This is a genomic window from Pirellulimonas nuda, from assembly GCF_007750855.1.
Classification (GTDB): Bacteria; Planctomycetota; Planctomycetia; order Pirellulales; family Lacipirellulaceae; genus Pirellulimonas; species Pirellulimonas nuda.
On sequence record NZ_CP036291.1, the window covers coordinates 3601191 to 3619609 of the forward strand.

The following is an 18419-nucleotide window of genomic DNA, read 5'->3' on the forward strand; positions in this document are numbered from 1 at the left end:
CAACGCGCTCCTCCGCAGCAACATGACCAGTCGCCTGCCGATCGAAGGCCGGGTTCTCCGCCAAGAAACGCTTGCAGCCCGCGGCGGCAAGCCGCATAATCCGGGAAGCCGTAGCGTCATGGACCATGTTTGTCGCCCGTCCGCCCGTATTAGTTGAGGATATTGCGATGGGGATCCGAAGTATGCGCGGAGCGTGGTCTCGCTACGCCCACCAAGCCCCGTGCTTGGGCTGTCGGCTGCTGGACCGTCCGCAGAGCTTGTCTCGATGCTTGCTTCTGATTACTGCTCATCTTGTATTCGGCCAGTCCACGATCGCCGAACAGGCCAGCATGATTTTTGTGGGAGAGTTTAGTTCCGCCGTCCCAGGCACGACCACCGGGAGCGGCTCGGCCGGCGTGGCCGAGAATTGGCGCGGCCGCGTCGATATCGAGGTCATCGACCCCGAGACGGGAGAGGCGATCTTTACCTACCACCTCCCCGAACCGGGCGACGACCTCTACTTCGGGCTTAATCCCTTGTTCTTCGGCGTACCGGGAATGCGCTCGGTTGCGATGTCGACCTTTGAGAACATGAATGAAGTGGGGTTCTCATCCCACTCGACCTTCAACGGCGGCTTTGTCAGCTCGACGAGCCAGATGTACCTCTCCAATCAAGAAGACATCATCGGCATCGAGGGGTTTCAGCACGACTACCTGCCGATGGTCTTTGAGGGGACCGGCCTCGATGCTCCGATCATTGAGGTCACCGCCACCGACCGGATCGACTTCAACAACGTCACGGAGCTGTTTGCCGACGAGGTTAGCCTGACCGGCACGGCGTCGCCTCTTGACCCGCTGCCAGAGACGCCAGTGATGAACTTCCGTGAGGGGTCGGCGATTTATGCGGGTCAGCTCCGGATCAACGCATTCGTGCCGACGGATTTCTTGTTCGACAACGGCCGGATCGAAACGCTCGGCGTGCATGTTGCTTCCGCTGACTCGGTGCTCGGCGCCGGTCTGACCAACGTGGTGTGGGGGAACGACTCGCTGGTCAACATCGATCAGTTCTTGCTCGTCGGCGTCGATGTTGGTCCAACTGCGCAAGCGGGCGTCGCGCGGGTGACGGTCCTAGAAAACACGCTGGTCGCGGCCAACAACGCTTACGTCAACGTTGGTGAGTTCAACCGCGGCGAACTGTTCGTCCAGCAGGGGGCAGAGCTGCGGGCCCGCGAGGTCGCCGTGGGGGTCCACGACGAGGGGCTGGTCTCCATCGACTCGATGGGGAAGGTCCTCAGCGGCGACGCGTACCTCGCACGTGTCGCCGGATCGACCGGCACAATCAACGTCGAGCAGGGGGGCGAGTGGGAGACGGGCAACCTGGTCATCGGCGAGTACGATACGGGCTACGCGTTTATCCGCGACGGGGGGACCCTGAAGGTCAATAGCGTGGGAGTGCTTGGCTTCAGCGAAAACGCCCGCGGCGTGCTCAACCTGATCGGCCCGACGGCCAAACTGGACCTGGGCCAGAGCGGTTCGCTACAGATCGGAGGCGAGGGTCGGGGAGAGCTGAACCTCAGCCAGGGGGCGACCATCACGTCTCTCGGCGCGGTCATGCTGGGGGCCAACGCTACCGGCAGTGGCGTCGTCACTATTGAGGGACAGGACTCGCGCTGGATCTTGAGCGATGACCTCGTCGTGGGCCAGGAGGGCGAAGGAACATTGATGATCGCCGAGGGAGGCCGTATTGAAACGCAGTCGCCGATTGAGATCGGCCTGCACGAGTCTTCCAACGGGGTGATCGTGCTGGACGGCGCCGAGTCGGCCCTCATCTCGAGCGGTGACCTGATCCTGGCCGGAGAGGGCGTCGGTCGCCTGGAGGTCGTCAACGGCGCGCAACTCACGATCCAAGCGGTGATGATCGGCCAAGGCGAGACGGCAGAAGCGCAAGGAGAGCTCAAGGTCCACGGCGCCGGCTCCTCGGCCGAAACGACCGGCGCGTTTGTCGTTGGCGGCGGGTCCAAGGGGCTTCTCTTCGTGGAAGACGGCGCCCTTCTCGCCAATAATGGCGATGTCGTCGTCGGGCAGAGTGTCGGCATTGGGGCGGAAGTGATGGTTTCATCGACGGGCGACCCCGCCCGATGGGAGATCGGGGGCGACGCAAGCTTCGGCCTGAACTCCAAAGCGCGCGTGCGGGTCGAGCAAGCGGGCCATCTCCAGGTCGCTGGCGCCCTGAACCTCGGCCAGGGTCAGGGGGGTGATGGTCTGCTCGAGATCGTGGGAGAACGCGCGAACGTCGCCGCGGATGATCTCCGCATCGGAAACGTTGGGACAGGCGAGGTCACCGTGAAAGAGGGCGGCCGGCTGGTGACACAGGGGCGCGGCGTCGTTAGTTCCTCAGCGCCCGGCCCGATGGAGCTTCACGGCACGATTAGTATCGTGGACCCCGGTTCGCGGTGGGAGATTGGCGAAGACCTCACCGTCGGCGCGGAGACATCCCAAAAGGGCGAGTTTAACATCGCGTACGGCGGAACGGTTACGACCGGAGGAGACGCGGTGATCGCTCGTGACAGCGGCAGCAGCGGCGAAGCGACAATCGACGGCGAGGTTCCCACCCCGGCCCCTACCCTCTGGACGCTTGGTGGAGACCTCACGATCGGAGGGGGAGGGCAAGGACGACTGGACGTCGTCTTTGGGGGACGGTTTGTGGGTTCGTCGTCGACCGACATCGTCATCGGCGCGATGGCCGGCAGCGAGGGCGTCCTCAACGTCCGGGGTAACGCTAGTGGCCAGCTTACTGCGGCGACCCACGGCGGCAACATGAAGGTGGGGGGGAGCGGCTCGGGAGCGCTCTTCGTCAGCCAGAATTCCACGCTGACGACCGGCGGCGACGCCGTCATTTCCGAGACGAGCGGCGCGGACGGTTACGTTCGCCTCTTCTCTGAGGGCGCCAAGTGGGAGATCACCGGCGACCTCAAGATCGGGGCGGGCCAGAGCGCGACATTAGCGGTTCAGGACAAGGCGCAGCTGGTTGTCATGAAGGACTTCTCGATTCTAGAGGGTCAGGGGACGATCGACGTGACGGTGTCCGGGGGCGCCTCGGCTACGATGGGCGCCTTCCAAGCAACAGTTGCCTCTCAGATCAACATCGATGGCGCGGAGACCCTGTGGTCCGCCGAGTCGGTCGCGGTCGAGGGGGGCGCGAAGATGCGCGTGACGGGTGGCGCAACTATGCGGATCCGCCCTGAACCCCACGCCGGCCTGGATGTTAATGAAGGCGGCGTCCTCACGGTGCTTGGGTCGCCGGGCGCCACCACGACCGTTGAGATGAACGGAGCGGACGGGTTCGATGTGTTGAGCGTATCTGGGCTCGCCGAGTTTGGCGACTACACCCGTTTCGACAACAATCTGACCCTCGTCCTCGTCAACTCGGGGGGGAGGCTCAACCTATCCGGAGAGCAGTCTCACTTCTTAGCGCAGAATGCAAAAATCACCGCGGGGGGAGTCCTCTCGGTCTCGGGCGTGCGCGAGTTCGGAATGGTCGGCTCGCTAGATGTTTTTGGCGGCCAAGCCCTGCTCGATAACATGAGCGACCTCGGGGCTGGCGTCCGGGTTGCCGGGGGGTTTGGCGCCCCCACCGGCACGCTCGTCGTTTCCGGCCAGACGACTACCGGGCCCACGGTGATCGGCGCCGGTTCGTCCGGCGTCGCCACGGTCAGTAGCGGTGCGACCTGGACGGTTGGCAACGAGAACGTCGGGGGGCGGCTGGAGATCGGTGGAGCGAGTCCGGACGGCACGGAGCAAGGCTCCGGGTTTCTTCAACTCGACTCTGGATCAACTGTGAACGTGCTGGGCGACGTGATCATTCGCTCCGGCAGCGCGTGGGGCGGTAGCGGAACGATCATCGCGAACAACTTTCGCAACGACGGCAAGGGGATCCCGGGGCAATCGCCCGGGATCATCACGATTGACGCTAACTACTCGCAGTCGGTGACGGGCTCGCTGGAACTGGAGATCGGGGGCCTGACCCCCGGCGCCCAGCACGATCAGGTCGTCTTCCTGGGAGACGTCGACCTTGGGGGGGATGTAATCCTTAGGTTTATCAACGGCTTCGCCCCCCAGACCGACGATGTGTTCTCCCTACTCCGCACCAACCCTGCGGCCTTGGTCGGCTGGAACCCGAGCACGGTCCAGATCGAGGGTCTCGCGCCTGGCTTTGAGTATTCGATCGATGTAACCGACGACGGCGTCGGCGTAATCGCCCTGAACGACGGCGTGGCGATCGGCCTGGCCGGAGACTACAACTCGGATGGCGCCGTTGATGCGGCCGACTACACCGTCTGGCGCGACGGGCTTGGCGTCCGGTTCGGGCAATCGGACTACGACGTTTGGCGGATCCATTTCGGGGAATCTATCCAACTTGGACAGGCGGCGCCGATTTCGACGCCCGAGCCGTCGGCGATCGTTCTGGCGGCGTTGGTCGCGGTTTGCGGCGCGAGCTGGAAGGGGGGCCGTCGCCCGTAGCGAATCGCCGATGTTCTGCCTGCAACAAAACAATCAGCGGTGGCCTGTTGCCTTGGAGACGATGAGATCGACCCGCGGTGAGAGAGCCGACTACTCCGAGCCTTCTCGATCCCCTTGTCTCGTGTGCGCGGCCAGCAATCAGCCGATGGGCCGGAAAGACACTTCCGAGACGCTCCGTCAGATCGTCGTCCGACCCGCGAAGCAGATCCTTGGCGCGGGTCTGCTTGAAGATAGGGAACAATTGTTCGACGAGGCGGGCTTGCTGGGAGACGGCCGTACTCCCGAATTGAGCAGCGATGAACCAGACTGATTACAATCGCAATCCGCAGCAAGTGCATGCGGTTGCACCATCTTTGGCGGTCTGGAAACTCATCGAAACCGTCGAGGTGGACATCATTGCCCTGAGAGCCGGCTCCGGCGAAGTCGCAACGTGTGAACCAACCGCGGTCCGTTGGGCCGTCGCCATAGCTGCAGAGGTCGTCCTTCGGCGAGGAGACCTCTGCGAGCTTGCAGGTGCTCCCAGTAGCTGAGGCTGATGCTCCCTTGGCCAGTTGGCCCCCGAGGGAGGTGAGCTGCACCGCTGCAAGTTGAACCGGAGGGGAATCCGCTGGTGTTGGCCCACCCGCTGCCCGAAGTCTGTGCGCTAACGCAGTTTGGTTGGCGGAAGGCGCAATCGCGGTGGAGGCGTAACGAGTTCGTCCGTTCTTGCCGAACTCAGCTGTTCGCATTCGATGTCTCCTGCGTCGCTTGCAGAGCGATCCTGCTACGCAACTCGGTCAGGTCATACGGCGTATCCAGGTCGACGTGCCCCTCGTCCAAAGGAATGCGAAAGTGCTCGGACTGCTCGATCAGTTGTCGGGCTCCACAATCTCCTGACAGCCGGCGCAGATTCGCGAAGTGTTGCTGAGAGAATGCGGCTGGCACGCCGTCGGCTCCATTGGGGTATTGCGAAGCCGCGATCGAGTAGCCGTCGGCAGCAACGGCTTCAATGAGCAAAGCGAGGTGGTTGACCGAAACAAAGGGCTGGTCGCACAAGGTGATGAGAATGAAGTCGGCACGGCCCGCTAGCTGGCGGCAACCCGCCGCAATGCTGCTGCCGATGCCCTGCTGCCAACATGGATTGATGAGTAGCTCCGTGGGCGAGTCCGATAGAACGGTGCGAATCTCCTTGGCGTTCGCACCGAGAACCGTGAGCACTGGAACGCAGCGGGCGGCGACTAGTTTCTCGATGGCGCGAACCACGAGGGGCTTGCCGTCAAGTTCAACGAGCTGCTTCGGTCGCCCCAAGCGACTGGACTGGCCGGCCGCCAGGACGATGCCAGCGACGTGGTGGCTATTCATGGTCCCAGGCGAAGGCCTGCTTCGTTTGCGGAGTTCGGGAGTCGATCAACCGATGCGCCACCGGATGGTGAATGGGGCCGTTACGCTGGGCGAGCGGCCTACCGCTCCGACGACGGTCAACAGCGATTATTTCGGCGACAATCGAGACGGCAACTTCCCCTGGATTGGAAGCTCCGATGTCGAGCCCGACCGGCGTGTGGAGCTTGTCGAGTTGCACTAGCGGCGGCAAATTGCCGGCGGCATGAATGTGTTTGATCAACTCGCCGGTTCGCGACTTGGGTCCCAGCAGGCCGACGTAGGAAAGCTGCAGCCCACAAAGCCACGGGACTATCTCGGCATCCTTTTTCAAATGGTGGGTCATTAACACCGCTGCTGTCTGGGGTGTGGCTGGAAGTTGCCTGCGGGCCTCTTCTCTTGCGCCCAGCACAAGCCGATCCACCGTGGGAAACCGGGACCTGGTAAGATTGCCTGGGCGGTCGTCGATCACGGACACGCACCAGCCGAGATCGCCGGCGATCATGGCCAGCGGGATGGCATCGTCGCCAGCTCCGAAAATCCAAAGCGGTTTGGGCGGTGAGAGCAATTCGATAAAGACCCGAGTTCCACTCTCCCCGGGGTCGTCACCCGAACGGGTAAGCTGGCAACAAACCGGCCTGCTGGTCGCACGCGTTTGCCCGAACCAATAGCGAAGCTCTTCGACAATGTACGAATTCGCGAACAGCCCAGATAAGCTTAGGTCGATGTCGGCGAATCGTTGCCCGAGTTGCAAACTGGAAAACTTACCGCCGCTGGTCTGATAGACAGTGCCGACAACCTGTGGAAGACGCGTCTCAAACACCTCTTGCAAGCGTCGTATCGGACAGCGGTCGTCACGGGTGACCGGTTCCACCAGCACGTAGATGACGCCGCTGCAGCCCAGGCCGTACCGGGCGTTGAGATCCATCGCTTCGCTGCGCGTATCGAAGCAGATCAGTCTCGGCCCCCGCTTACAGATGGTTGCCGCTTGTCGGCAAAGATCGCGTTCCAAGCAGCCGCCACTGATGGCGCCGATGTGACCCCCATCGGGCAAAACCAACATCCGCGCTCCCGGCCGCCGATAGGCCGAGCCATCGACGTCGACCACGGTTGCTAGGTGCAGCGGTTCGTCGGTGGACGCGACGGCGTGGAGTATCTGCCGGAGCTCGTTCATTGCTCTAGTTGGGTTCCTATCGGGAGCCGACGGATGCGTTTGCCACAGGCGTCGTAGATGGCCGAACAGACGGCAGAGGCTACTCCGGGGACGCCCACCTCACCGGCGCCGCCCATCTTGTCGTCGCTGTCGACAATGTGGACTTCGATCATGGGCGCCTCGTGCATCCGCACCACCAGGAAGTCGTCGAAGTTGCTCTGTTCGACTAGGCCGTCTTTAAAGGTGATCTCGCCGTTGAGAATGGACGACAGCGCGAAGTGGGCTCCGCTTTCCATTTGAGCAACCACCTGGTCGGGGTTGACCACCGGACCGCAATCGATGGCCACGACGATGCGGTGAATCTTCGGCACGCCGCCTTCGACTGAGGCCTCTACGACATGCGCGGCGAAACCTTCAAAGGACTCGTGTACCGAGATGCCGCGGCCGATTCCTTCTGGCGATGGCTGCCCCCAGCCAGCCTTCTCGGCGACGGTGTTCAAGACACGGAGCAAACGAGGCTGATCCCGAAGCAATTCCTGCCGCAACTCCAGCGGATCGCGTTTAAGATTCTCCGCACACTCGTCGAAGAAGCTCTCCTTGGCGAAGGCGGTGTTGGAATGCCCAACGGAACGCCACCATTGCACGGGCGCCGGCAGGCGGACCGTCTGCAGTTCGATCTGCTTGTTCGGAATGGCGTACGGCAATCGGGTAGCACCTTCGGTGCAGGTTGGATCGAGGCCGTCGACGACCATCATCGGCTCGAACGTCGTGCCGATGAGAGTAGACTGTCCCACAATTCGATGCCGCCAGGCGTCGATACGACCGTTCTTGAAGGTGGCGGACACAGCGTTGACGTACATGGGCCGGTACCATCCGCCGCGGATATCGTCTTCCCGCGACCAGACGGTCTTGATCGGTGCAGAGTTGCCCTCCCGCTTGGCCGCGAGCGCGACGTCGACCGCTTCGACCAGGAAGTCAGAGGCGGGATTAGCTCTTCGACCGAAGCCCCCGCCGAGATAGCAGTTTTCGATTCGGACCGATTCTACCGGCACTCCCAAGCGGCCTGCCACCTGCAGGCGATCGACGCCCAGCATCTGCGAACCGGTGACCAAGTCCGCGCCGCCATCGTCCCGCAAAGTTACCAGGCAGCTGAGCGGCTCCATCGGCGCGTGCGCCTGGAAGGGAACTTCATAGGTGGCGTGAAACGTCCGATTGTCGCCCAGCGACTGCTCGACGTTGCCTTCACGCTCGACAACGCGGGCTTCCTGCCTTGCCATCTCGCGGTATTGCATCCACAGTTTTTCAGAATCGAGCATCGCGGCGGCGCCAGGATCCCATTCGATCTTAAGCGCCCGGCGGCCCTTCAGGGACGACCAGTAGCCGTCGGCGACTACAGCGATCCCCGAATCCACCTGGATTACCGCCTTCACGCCCGCCACTTGGGTTGCTTTGGTGGCGTCGAAATTCACCAAAGTGCCGCCGAAGTAAGGGCAGCGCTCTACCATCGCGGTGAGCATTCCGTCGACTCTCTTGTCGAAACTAAAAAGAGCGGTTCCGCGAACCTTCGTGGCCGAATCGACGCGGTGAGTGTGTCTACCGATGCGTGTGAAATCCTTCGGATCCTTCAGGCGCACTTCTTCCGGTACTTTTAGTTTTGCCGCGTCGGCAGCGAGTTCCCCGTAGGTTAGTTTCTTACCAGTGACGTTGTTGACGATGTGACCCTCAACGGCGGAACACAGCCTACGGTCAACGCTCCAGCGTTCGGCCGCCGCTCCGATGAGCATCTCCCGCGCGGTGGCGCCAGCCTTGCGCATAGGATCGCGGGCTGAATAGATACTGCTGCTGCCGCCGGTCATTTGGACGCCGTAGTCTACGTGACTATAGTCCGGGTGGGCCGGTGCATGCACCACGCTGACCTCGGCGGGGTCGATTTCCAGTTCTTCGCAGACTGCAATGGCCAGCCCTGTATGGATGCCTTGCCCCATCTCGTCGTGCATGGCAATGATCGTCACCACACCTTCTGCGGTGATCTTTACGAAGGCATTCGGGGCAAAATCTCCTGCGGCTTCGGAGGACGCCGCAGCGGTCTGCGCGTGGACGATGCTGCTCTCGCCAAACGACACGGCCAGCGCCAGCCCACTACCGGAAGCAATCGCCTGCTGGAGGAACGAGCGCCGCGAGACACCGTGCGGGACGAGGTCCACCGTCACCGCGGGCGTTGGCGGAATTCGCTGCTGGGGTCCAGCCATGATCTGGGCGAAGGCGGCTTGAAACCTTCTTTCGATGCTCAAAGCACTACCTCCTTGCCCACGGCGGCCGCAGCGACCTTTATGGCTTCGCGGATGCGCCCGTAGGTTCCACAACGGCACAGGTTGCCAGCCATGGCGGCGTTGATGTCTTCGTCATCCGGATTGGGGATTTCCTTCAGCAGTGCCGCCGCCGACATGCACTGCCCTGGCTGGCACCATCCACATTGCACGACATCTTTCTCTATCCAGGCGTCTATCACGGCTTTGCCGCGAGGGTCGTTCTCCAAGTATTCGATCGTCGTGATCCGTCTGCCTTCGGCAAACTTGATGGGGAAGGCGCAGGCCCGCGTCGCCTCATCATCAACGTGCAACGTGCAGGCCCCGCAGAGAGCCCTTCCGCAGCCAAACTTCGTTCCCGTGAGCCCCAGGTCTTCTCGCAAGACCCATAGGAGCGGTCTATCCGGCTCGGCTTCAACCGACTGCAGCTCTCCGTTGAGCTGAAAGGTGACTTTCATGGCAGGATTCACGCACGGTGTAGTTGTGATCGGGTCGTCCGGCAACGATGAAGATCAGATCAGAATGTCGTTGCTCCCTTGGGTGGCAGGGCAGCACCCGTTGTAAACCAATCTTTTAGAGCCCTGATGAACCCTTCGTGGCTGAGCGGCGGATTCGAGCGGCCGCTCCCCGCTTGCCAGCCCCAGAGCACCAAGGCATCGACTCTCATGTGATGCAGGAGATCTTCCAACGATCTATTGCCGTTGCGATTCTTGTCGATCAGCATGGCAGCCAGATCGTGATCGTCGAGTCCCTCCCAGCCCATCGAAGGCGGAGCCAATTGCCAATGCGGCGCACCGGGGATATTCGGCACTGCTTGATTCTCTGTGCGATGGCAGGCGCTGCAGTACAGGCCAGGCACGCCGTGATCTTCCGGCCCGCGTTGCACGTTCATCCCGTGGAGATGACGATCGTTGCCGACATGCGGCCGATCGCCGCTTGGATGGCAGTTCATGCAGCGCGGATGTCGCAGGACGCTAGCCACTTTGGCAAAGGCGACGAGTGACTTCTCTTTCTGCATTTGCTCCGGGGTGCGCGTCGGCGGACCGGGAGCCGGCAGGCTCTCTTCCTGGGCGGGACCTGTCGCGGACAGAAGTGCAATGGCCCCAACCGCGGCGAGACACAGGGCAAGTCTACCCAAGGTATTCATTGGTTTCTCCTACTGCTGCGACTCGTCACCACCGCGATTCCTAGGATTGGCGGGGTCCTGATTGTAGCATTATGTCCGACGATTTCTGCTTCACCGATTTCAGTTGCTCACGCGAACAACGTGGCATTCGGAGGCGCCCAACCGACCACGCTTTTTGTTCGCCGTTGCTGGGCTGCGCTTTCTGTGTCTCGAATGGGCTCGTGGCGTTTTCGACAGTGGGGTAACTCGGATTGGGTTGCTCGTTGAACTAATCGGCCCAGTCGGGCTTTGCTAAGAAACCTCCATCGCCTGCGCACATTGGGTCGACTGATTCGATAGCCGTGCACTGGCTACGCAAAACCGTGATACTCGCTTGGTCGTCGCAAGGGCATCGGCCGCCGACCTCGTTGTCAAATACGCCGCCAGTTCGTCTCAGGTCGACGGCTTCTCGCAATTCCGGCAAGGGACCAGACTTTGGTTCTTTGAAAAACGTCGTTAGGCGTGCGACTGTGTCCCATGCAGGAATTGCCGCCACAGCAATGGCCGCCCGCTCGGACAAGTGCCCGGGAGTCGTATTTGGCAAAGGGCACGCGAAAGGAGTTTGGCAGGCAGAGCTAAGACGGGCTTGCTGAACGCGGCTACGGCGGTTGAACTGAAGATCATGAAATGGCGACGCGGCGCCGTAGTCCGCCAATTCAGGCCTCCTTTCTCCTCTGCCATGGCGTCTGCCTTGGGCTACTTTTGCGGGCTCGCCGCCGTGGAACCGCGAAATTTGCGGCGTTGCACGCCCTTCGCCACGTAGCCCACGTCGCCCTCCTGCTGGGCAGCTTCTTCGATGGTCGGCTTCACCTGCAGGATGAGCTCGGGACCGAAAGCGTAAAAGGCTCTCATTGCTTGCAGTTGGCTGTCATAGGTACCCTGTTGGTACAAGTCGATCATGGCGTCTAGCGCTTCCTCTTCGTGGCGCGCCGTCTGAGCTAGACTCGCGGCTGCCCGCGAACTCACCTGCGGGTCGGTTTCGCGAAGCAGTTGCAGCAGCAGGGCAGATTCGTCGACGTGCAGCTCATGCTGTTCGAGCCACCCGAGCAGCAACAGCTGGTCCCGGCAGTCGCCCGAGCGGGCGTAGTCGGCAAGGACCTCACTAGCCCGTACATTGTGCCGGATGGCAAGTATCACCGCAGCGGCCGCTGCACGTGCTTGCGCATCTTCGTCGTCGAGCAATGATTCGAGTCTTGGGATAACAGGTGAAGCGTGATCGTGCAGGATGAGCAGGCGTTCCACCGCAGCCCTGCGTCGATCAGCATCGTCCGACGAAAGCACGGCCACCAGTGGCTTGATGGCTGATTCACTCCAGGCGTAGAACGGAAACCGCGCGGGATCAATACGGCCTAGGGCCGTTCTTGCCGACGAGCTTTTTCGCCAAACCACCGCCGTGCGCAGGCGCTGTGCGGCGGCCCGGCGTCGATCAGGATCGTCCGTAGCAAGCGTGGCCACCGGTGGCTCGACGGCAGTTTCACCCCGGGTGGTAAACGGGTACCGCCAGGGGTCGATGCGGCCTAGGCGGTAGCGCATCGGACGTGTGTCGAGCTGGCGGTTCGCTGGATCAGATATCCGCTCAAGCATGGGAATCGCGGCCGCCGCGTCCGGACCGTAACATCCTATCATACCGATTGCGGCTTGAGCGATGGTAGGGCCACCCCATGCACTCCACCTCAAGAAGCGGTGGTCATCTATGACTTGCAGCAACACAGGGATGGCTTGATCCGCTGATACCCCGATGTCATCTAGTGAACGAATTGCCGCGTCGAAGAGATCCAAGTCCGTGTCGCTATGGATAAGCTGCAGCACGGCTTGCTGCACTTCGGGGGTGCTAATCCGCAGCTTGTGGAGTTGCGTCACTGCCCCCGCACGCACGGAATCCGGCGCTTCGGAATCGCTAATAATGTTGACCAGTAGCTCCTGGCCGCTGGCGGTCGTCGGATCGAATTGGCTCAGCCGGCTGGTCTGTTCGCGGGACAGGAGAGAGAACGTCAGTCGGCGCAGGCGAGCGATTTCAGGGGGGTCTTTGAGCATGCTCATGAACTGGATCTGTCCGAAGGTGGAGCCCGCGTCGATCTTGGATAGCTCGCTGGCCCGGGAACGGGCCGCCTGGATTTCCGCCTGGGTGAACGGTTCCCCCCGAGCGCGCTGCTCATTCTGTTGTTGTTCGGCGTGGAGAATCTCCTGCCACTGCGATTCTCGCAACCGCAGCTCAGCGGCCTCACCCGTTACCACGGTCCCGGCGAACGGGCCAAGGCTGCACAGCAGCGCCCACGCCGTTGCTTTGCGAACTAGCAGGTTCATCACTTCACGTCCTTCCAACTAGACTTTTGAAATTCGGACGACGGGCGCATTGTGCCCGACCCAACGATTCCCATGTTCATCAACAGAAAGACGCGAAGCAGACAGACGGATGACAGCCGGTTGCGTAAAGCCGCATCCTGACGTCAGCCGCCGATCCCTACAAGATCACTCTCAATCGCTGCTAGTTTCATGGTCTCTCACGCAACTCGGGAACGGTTGTAGCCTCCACTCGCACTAGCGACATTTGCTAGTCCTGATCGAGCTATTTTGAGCCCACTCAGCGGAGCTCAATACCGTTTCTTGTCCGTTAGGTCTCCTACCTACTCAGGCACGTCGAGCGTTGGGTTCTCGTTGAAGAACGACATCGGCACGAGCTTGAAGCCCATGCCGGCCGTCGGCATGATCGGCCACTCCTCGGGGCGCGGCACGTGGGTGAGGCCCATCGTGTACCAGACGACCAAGTCGCGGTCCTCGAGCGACTGGTTGTCGGAGATCCATTCTGGCATCCCTTCGCTGGCGGGGTTCTGGTTGGGGTGCGGGCCGGCCGCGTACACCTCCTCGGGGCGGTAGGCGGTGGCCCAGAAGTGGTGGTCGACGAACCGCGCCCGCTTCCGCGTCGCGGAGTCCGGGTGGATGTAGGGAACGGAGTTGTCGCCGGGCACCAGCAGGTAGGAGGGGTAGTGCCCCAGCGCGGTCTTCACACTGGGGTTGTAGATCTTCCAGTGGCGGTGGCTGTCGAGGTTGATGTCCCGCTGCGCCTGACGCTCGGACACGAGCGGGGTCTTCTCGACCTGGAACGCGTTGAGCTGGGGGTTGTCCGGCCCGGCGGGGAAGCTGGAGACGTTCACCTCCGCCACGCTGTTCTGCGGGCCGTCGATGTCGAAGTCGAGCCGGACGCTGAAGAAGTGCTGGTGATTGGGGGCGATCACCTGGTGGTCGACAAGGGTGCCGACGCGTTCGTCCCCTTCGACCGCCTTGCCCTCGGCGGCCGCGATGCACGTCTCGCACAGGGCCTGCGGCGCCCCCTTGGCCAGCAGGATCCCAGAGGCCTCGGCGCGGACCTCCAACACGCCGTCCTGGTGGAAGATCCATTTGAGGATGTAGTCGTAGTTGCCCACCGTCACCGTGTGCAGGACGACCAGCTCCCGGCTCCGCCGGACGTAGCGTAGTCCGGCGTCTTCGTCGCAGTGCTTCCACAGGATGCCGCCGTCCCGCTCGAAGAAGGCGACCGCGTTGCGGCGCAGCTCGGGGACGCCGGTCTCGTTCGCCAAGACGGCGTCCACAAACACCGCGTTGCCCGGCGCGTCCAGCCCTTCTTGAAGCTCGTTGCACAGGCGACCCATGCCGTACTCCCCCTCGTCAAAGGCGGCCCGCCAGTACCAGTTGGGGTCAGGGTCGCCGTAGGGGACGATCATCTCGGAGTGCGACGCGCGGTACAGGATGGGGCGGAGCTTGCCGCCGTCCTCGAACCCGATCGTGTACAGGACCAATCCTTCCCGCGGGTGCATGGCGTAGCGGAACCGCCAGTTCTGCCAGCGGACCTCGTGGCCGTTGATCGCGAAGCTCGGGCCCTCGGGCTGCTCGATCGACAACGGCTTGAGCCCGGTCCGCGGCGCGCCGAGCGACGCCGCGTCGAACTCGGGGGCCTTCTTGGCGATCGGGCGGACACCGGTGTCAAGCACCTGAATGACCTTGCCCAGCTCGACGTCCACCACCGCCACGACGCCCTCGATCGGGCGGGCGTAGGGGTTCTTGCCCTCCCCGCGGTAGAACGCGATCGCTCGGCAGAGGCGGGCGCCGGGCACGGCGCCCTCGGCCGGCAGCACGCCGGCGGCCCAGGTATCCACGTGCACCTTCGAGACGTCGGTGACGCCCCGCTTGGCCATCGCCGCACACCAATCGGGATCTGCCTTGACGATCTCCGGCACCCCGTAGAACTCTTCGACGAGCACGTGCGGCTGGCTCCCTGTGATCTCCGTCCACGAGGTGACGGTGTTGGTAGCGAGGTCGATCACGGCCTCCGCTTTCACACGGTTCGCTCGGTCGAGCACCACGGCGAAGGCCTCGCGCTTGAGCGGGGCGCCGGGGGCCCAGTCGCGCACCGACTCCTTGGAGGGCTCGCGGAGCACGAGCGTGGGAACGAACACACCGTCGGCGAATCGGCCCGCCGACCGCAGCGCCTCGACGGCGGCTTGAACCTCGCCATGGGTCAAAGGGTCGAGCGGATGGTCCGGGGACCGCTTCTTCCAAGCGTCGTCTTTGACCGTTGCGTTGCCATCGGGCTGCGGCGCGGCGTGTCCGGTCGGCGCCGCAAGCATCAGGGAGGCCAGGACGGCCAACGTCGATTTCTTCATCGTGTCGTTTCCTTGTTAGGTTCGGAGCGGAAGCGAAAACACAGGACGAATGAAAAACCGTTTGGATAGAGTGGGTTCGCCTGACGAGGTCTAAGCTTGGGATAAACCTGTACGACAACGTCAACGAGGAGCAAGAGTTCCGCCCTACGTGCAGCGGTAGCCGTCCTATCCGGCTTTCTTGATCAATGGATTCCGGAAAAAGCTCACCAAGAGAACAGCGCCGACCAAGACGAAGTTGATGATGTGATCGATGTTCATGGGGGGTTGGATGAACTCGCCCTCAGCAGCCCGCTTGATGGCGTCGTAGTACGGGCCCATGACGCTCCAGATCAACAAGAAGATGTTCGCCACGCTTTCCAATAGCCCAAACGCCGCGGAGAACACCTCGTGCCGGTAGAACAAGACCCCAGCCAGAAAGCACCCACCGTAGTAGCCGTACTTAAGCATCGGCGCGCCGTCGAGCGCCGACACGCGAATACTCGTTCCACCAAAGACATCGAGGAGCAGGAACAGCGGCGTGGCCAGGTAGTACCACTCCACCATCTTGTCCCTGCTGCTTGCTTGCCGGTCTGCGAACATGGGCGATCCGAAACTGCGGAAGAGAAACTTCAACCAGCTAGCAAAAGACATTGGTCGCGTAGGCGCAGCTCAATCTGATGGGTGCCGAATGCGAAGCCTCGCAGCATCTCATCCAACAGATCTGACTCATCCGGTTATCCTTCCCGTCGATTGCCTGCGCCGGGACGAGACGGCCTTCCCTAAGGCGGGGTTCGCACGAATCAGCTATCGGGCGCCCAACACTTGTACGGGAGGTGACCTTGTGCGCAATCTTTGCGCTCCGTTCCGGGTTACTGCGGTGCCGGAGCAGTTTACTTTTACTAATTGTGGGAGCTGGGATAGTTCTCTTAGCCCCCAATCGGTTAGGCGAGTTTTGGACACGCCAAGTGACCGAAGCCGAGTCAGCCCCGCTAAATCCTTCATCCCCTCATCCGTAACTTCGGTCCAATCTAAGTTCAGCGTCTGCAACTGCGAGAATTTTGCCAGTCCTTTTAGTCCGCGGTCGGACATGTTGGTTCCGCTCAGATTCAATGATTCCAACTGCACGAGCCCGGCGAGCTCGTTTATTCCCTTGCCCGTCACCTGAGTACCGGCGAGAGATAGCGACTGCAGCTGCTCAAGCGTCGCTAGCTCTTTCACCCCATTGTCAGTCACGTTGAGGCGACCGGGACTCTTGACCATACGTTGCCCATCTCGCACCGCCACGCGACCGCTCAGATTCAACGACTGCAACCGCACGAGCCCGGCTAGCTCTTTTATTCCCTGGTCGGTCACCTTGGTGTAGGCTAGATTCAGCCATTGCAGCTCCTTCAGTTTGGCTATCTCTTTCATTCCCTGGTCGGACACCTGGGTATTGGCTAGATTCAGCCATTGCAGCTCTTTCAATCCGGCTAGCTCTTTCAATCCCTCGTCGGCCACCCGGGTTCTACTGAGGTCCAGCCACTGCAACCCAATCAGCCCTGTGAGTGCTTTCATCCCCTCGTCTGTAACGTTCTCACACCCAGACAGGTTTAGCGAATTCAACTGCGATAGCGCGGCCATCTCCTTGAGCCCATTGTCCGTCACCGGACTAACTATCCTCAACGGGTGACCAACCGGCATCCAAGCCCGGGTGTGAGCAATATTCAGTGAATTCAGTCGAGAGAGTCCAGCAACTACCTTCATTCCTCTGTCCGTTATTCGGACGTCCGTAAGGTCCAGCGACTGCAACTGAGTTAATGCGGCAAGCTCATTTATCCCCTCGTCGGTCAGTCCGGATGACTCGATTTTCAAGAACTTCAGCTGCCTGAGATTGGCCAATGACTTAAGACCCGCATTGGTTGCCCGTGAATTCTCGAGTATTAGCGACTGCAATTGAGTCAGCCCGGCTATCTCTTTTAGCCCCGCATCAGGCCAACCGACAAGACGCAGTCCGAATGGAACCTGCGGTGGGGGAAGACTATCGAGCTTTTCGGAGGAGACACTGAGGAAAAAGAATAGTGGCACGTCTCCCGTCGAACTAAAACGTCCGCCGGCACTAGTCCACGCGGCGATGACCTCGGGAGATGGCATCGCCGGCTTGCTCCCAGCGTCCGCCGATTCGGCGTTGGCTGCTGGAGTGCTGGCGGCCTGGGGCTCGACCCCTAGTGCGATCGGCGCAGCGAGCGAGAAGGCCGCTAAGGACGCCAGCGGGACCAACCGGCTTACCTTTAGGTTGGGCGAATTTGTAGGCATGGTTTCTTCGCTACTTGGTTGATGGGGGGGGGTCGAACGACGCCTCTGGATCACCTACGCCGGCCGCTATACGCCACACACTCCGCCGCAAAACGCAACAGCTTCAGGTACTTGAAGGTCACCGTCAGGATGCAGACCAGAAAGGCCAATACCGCAAAGATGCTCAGGACCGGCACGAGCATCCCGAACAGGAGCACGATGCACATGGCAGCGATGGCTATTACTGCGCTGCCTTCATTGACGAGGTGTTCCTGGCTGATCGACTTGCCCACCGCGCGGAGAAAGAGCACGAATAGGATGAATGTAGCGATCCACAGAATGCGGGGCGCGATGGCGGCGACCACCGACGACAGCGACGCGGCGGCCCCGAAAGGGAGCGATATGTAGGCCAGATCGCAGGCCACGGCGGCTAGGAGCAAACCCTTGGCGCCGACTTCGCCGGCGGTAGCCAGGCACCATATCCGGCCTGCCATCGACAGCAGCATCCCGATGCCTCCGCCCAAGAGTGCGACTACGATCATTGCCGGAGCGGCAAACGGCGCCAGGATCCCCAGGAACACCGACGCCACGACGATCAGTGTGCCCCAAAAGACCAGATTTATGCCGTTAGCCAGGCCAGCCGTCGGGCGGCCATTGCTTGGTCGCTTCGCGGCTTTGGCCGCCGCCACGTCTGGCTTCGTCGTCCGCTCGAGAAGGGACGCAGACGCCGGCTGAGGTTCGCTGAGCGCCTCGTCCAGCAAGTCGCCGAAGTCGTCGCCCAACTCCGCATGGCCTCCCTCAGGGTCGGGCAGCCCCAGCTCGGGCGGGTCCAGGCCGGTGAAGCCCAAGCCGTAGGCTTCCGCGCCGATCGACGAGCTCGGCTCGACCGGCGCCGCGACCGGCTCTGGTATGGGAATGATGAATGTTCGACCGCACTTGGAGCACTTTCCCTTTTTCCCGGCCGCGGATTCCGGCGCGGAGAGACGTAGGCCGCAAGGGCACTGGACCTTTATCGTCATCGCTTTATTCCCC

Annotated in this window: 11 protein-coding genes; 1 reads left to right on the top strand and 10 read right to left on the bottom strand. The window is 61.9% G+C overall.

The annotated features are described in order from the left end of the window. Positions 1 to 329: 329 nt before the first annotated feature. A complete protein-coding gene (locus tag Pla175_RS14060) occupies positions 330 to 4499 on the top strand; it encodes a hypothetical protein (protein ID WP_197526824.1) in 4170 nt (1389 codons plus the stop codon). Positions 4500 to 5213: 714 nt separating this feature from the next. On the opposite strand, the gene Pla175_RS14065 is transcribed toward Pla175_RS14060, so the two are convergent. The 10 genes from Pla175_RS14065 to Pla175_RS14110 form a co-directional block, all read right to left on the bottom strand. Further along, positions 5214 to 5840 (bottom strand): nucleotidyltransferase family protein, encoded by a 627-nt coding sequence (locus Pla175_RS14065; RefSeq protein ID WP_145286045.1) that lies wholly within the window; start codon positions 5838 to 5840, stop codon positions 5214 to 5216. Then, complete coding sequence (locus Pla175_RS14070; protein ID WP_145286049.1) at positions 5833 to 7029, bottom strand: XdhC family protein; 1197 nt, start codon at positions 7027 to 7029, stop codon at positions 5833 to 5835. The genes Pla175_RS14065 and Pla175_RS14070 overlap by 8 nt, the downstream gene beginning before the upstream one ends. Next, positions 7026 to 9299 carry a xanthine dehydrogenase family protein molybdopterin-binding subunit gene (locus tag Pla175_RS14075; RefSeq protein ID WP_145286053.1) on the bottom strand — a complete coding sequence of 758 codons (2274 nt, stop codon included), beginning with the start codon at positions 9297 to 9299 and terminating at the stop codon, positions 7026 to 7028. The genes Pla175_RS14070 and Pla175_RS14075 overlap by 4 nt, the downstream gene beginning before the upstream one ends. Then, a complete protein-coding gene (locus tag Pla175_RS14080; protein WP_145286056.1) occupies positions 9296 to 9772 on the bottom strand; it encodes a (2Fe-2S)-binding protein in 477 nt (158 codons plus the stop codon). Before Pla175_RS14080 ends, Pla175_RS14075 begins: the two co-directional genes overlap by 4 nt. 59 nt (positions 9773 to 9831) lie before the next feature. Then, positions 9832 to 10461 (bottom strand): hypothetical protein, encoded by a 630-nt coding sequence (locus tag Pla175_RS14085; protein WP_145286060.1) that lies wholly within the window; start codon positions 10459 to 10461, stop codon positions 9832 to 9834. Between the two features lie 714 nt (positions 10462 to 11175). Next, a complete protein-coding gene (locus tag Pla175_RS14090; protein WP_145286063.1) occupies positions 11176 to 12783 on the bottom strand; it encodes a HEAT repeat domain-containing protein in 1608 nt (535 codons plus the stop codon). Positions 12784 to 13103: 320 nt separating this feature from the next. Then, positions 13104 to 15137, bottom strand: a complete 2034-nt coding sequence (locus Pla175_RS14095; protein WP_145286066.1) for a primary-amine oxidase — start codon at positions 15135 to 15137, stop codon at positions 13104 to 13106. Between the two features lie 165 nt (positions 15138 to 15302). Beyond that, complete coding sequence (locus Pla175_RS14100) at positions 15303 to 15716, bottom strand: hypothetical protein (RefSeq protein WP_145286071.1); 414 nt, start codon at positions 15714 to 15716, stop codon at positions 15303 to 15305. 204 nt (positions 15717 to 15920) lie between these two features. Further along, positions 15921 to 17408, bottom strand: a complete 1488-nt coding sequence (locus tag Pla175_RS14105) for a leucine-rich repeat domain-containing protein (protein WP_145286074.1) — start codon at positions 17406 to 17408, stop codon at positions 15921 to 15923. 50 nt (positions 17409 to 17458) lie between these two features. After that, entirely contained in the window at positions 17459 to 18406 is a 948-nt protein-coding gene (locus Pla175_RS14110) for a hypothetical protein (RefSeq protein WP_145286079.1), read from the bottom strand. Positions 18407 to 18419: the final 13 nt, after the last annotated feature.

What these genes read in the sequence shown, in the direction of transcription:
- Pla175_RS14060 (WP_197526824.1), top strand. Translation starts at nt 330, where the DNA reads ATGATTTTTGTGGGAGAGTTTAGTTCCGCCGTCCCAGGCACGACCACC.
- Pla175_RS14065 (WP_145286045.1), bottom strand. Translation starts at nt 5,840, where the DNA reads ATGAATAGCCACCACGTCGCTGGCATCGTCCTGGCGGCCGGCCAGTCC.
- Pla175_RS14070 (WP_145286049.1), bottom strand. Translation starts at nt 7,029, where the DNA reads ATGAACGAGCTCCGGCAGATACTCCACGCCGTCGCGTCCACCGACGAA.
- Pla175_RS14110 (WP_145286079.1), bottom strand. Translation starts at nt 18,406, where the DNA reads ATGACGATAAAGGTCCAGTGCCCTTGCGGCCTACGTCTCTCCGCGCCG.
- Pla175_RS14095 (WP_145286066.1), bottom strand. Translation starts at nt 15,137, where the DNA reads ATGAAGAAATCGACGTTGGCCGTCCTGGCCTCCCTGATGCTTGCGGCG.
- Pla175_RS14100 (WP_145286071.1), bottom strand. Translation starts at nt 15,716, where the DNA reads ATGTTCGCAGACCGGCAAGCAAGCAGCAGGGACAAGATGGTGGAGTGG.
- Pla175_RS14105 (WP_145286074.1), bottom strand. Translation starts at nt 17,408, where the DNA reads ATGCCTACAAATTCGCCCAACCTAAAGGTAAGCCGGTTGGTCCCGCTG.
- Pla175_RS14090 (WP_145286063.1), bottom strand. Translation starts at nt 12,783, where the DNA reads ATGAACCTGCTAGTTCGCAAAGCAACGGCGTGGGCGCTGCTGTGCAGC.
- Pla175_RS14080 (WP_145286056.1), bottom strand. Translation starts at nt 9,772, where the DNA reads ATGAAAGTCACCTTTCAGCTCAACGGAGAGCTGCAGTCGGTTGAAGCC.
- Pla175_RS14085 (WP_145286060.1), bottom strand. Translation starts at nt 10,461, where the DNA reads ATGAATACCTTGGGTAGACTTGCCCTGTGTCTCGCCGCGGTTGGGGCC.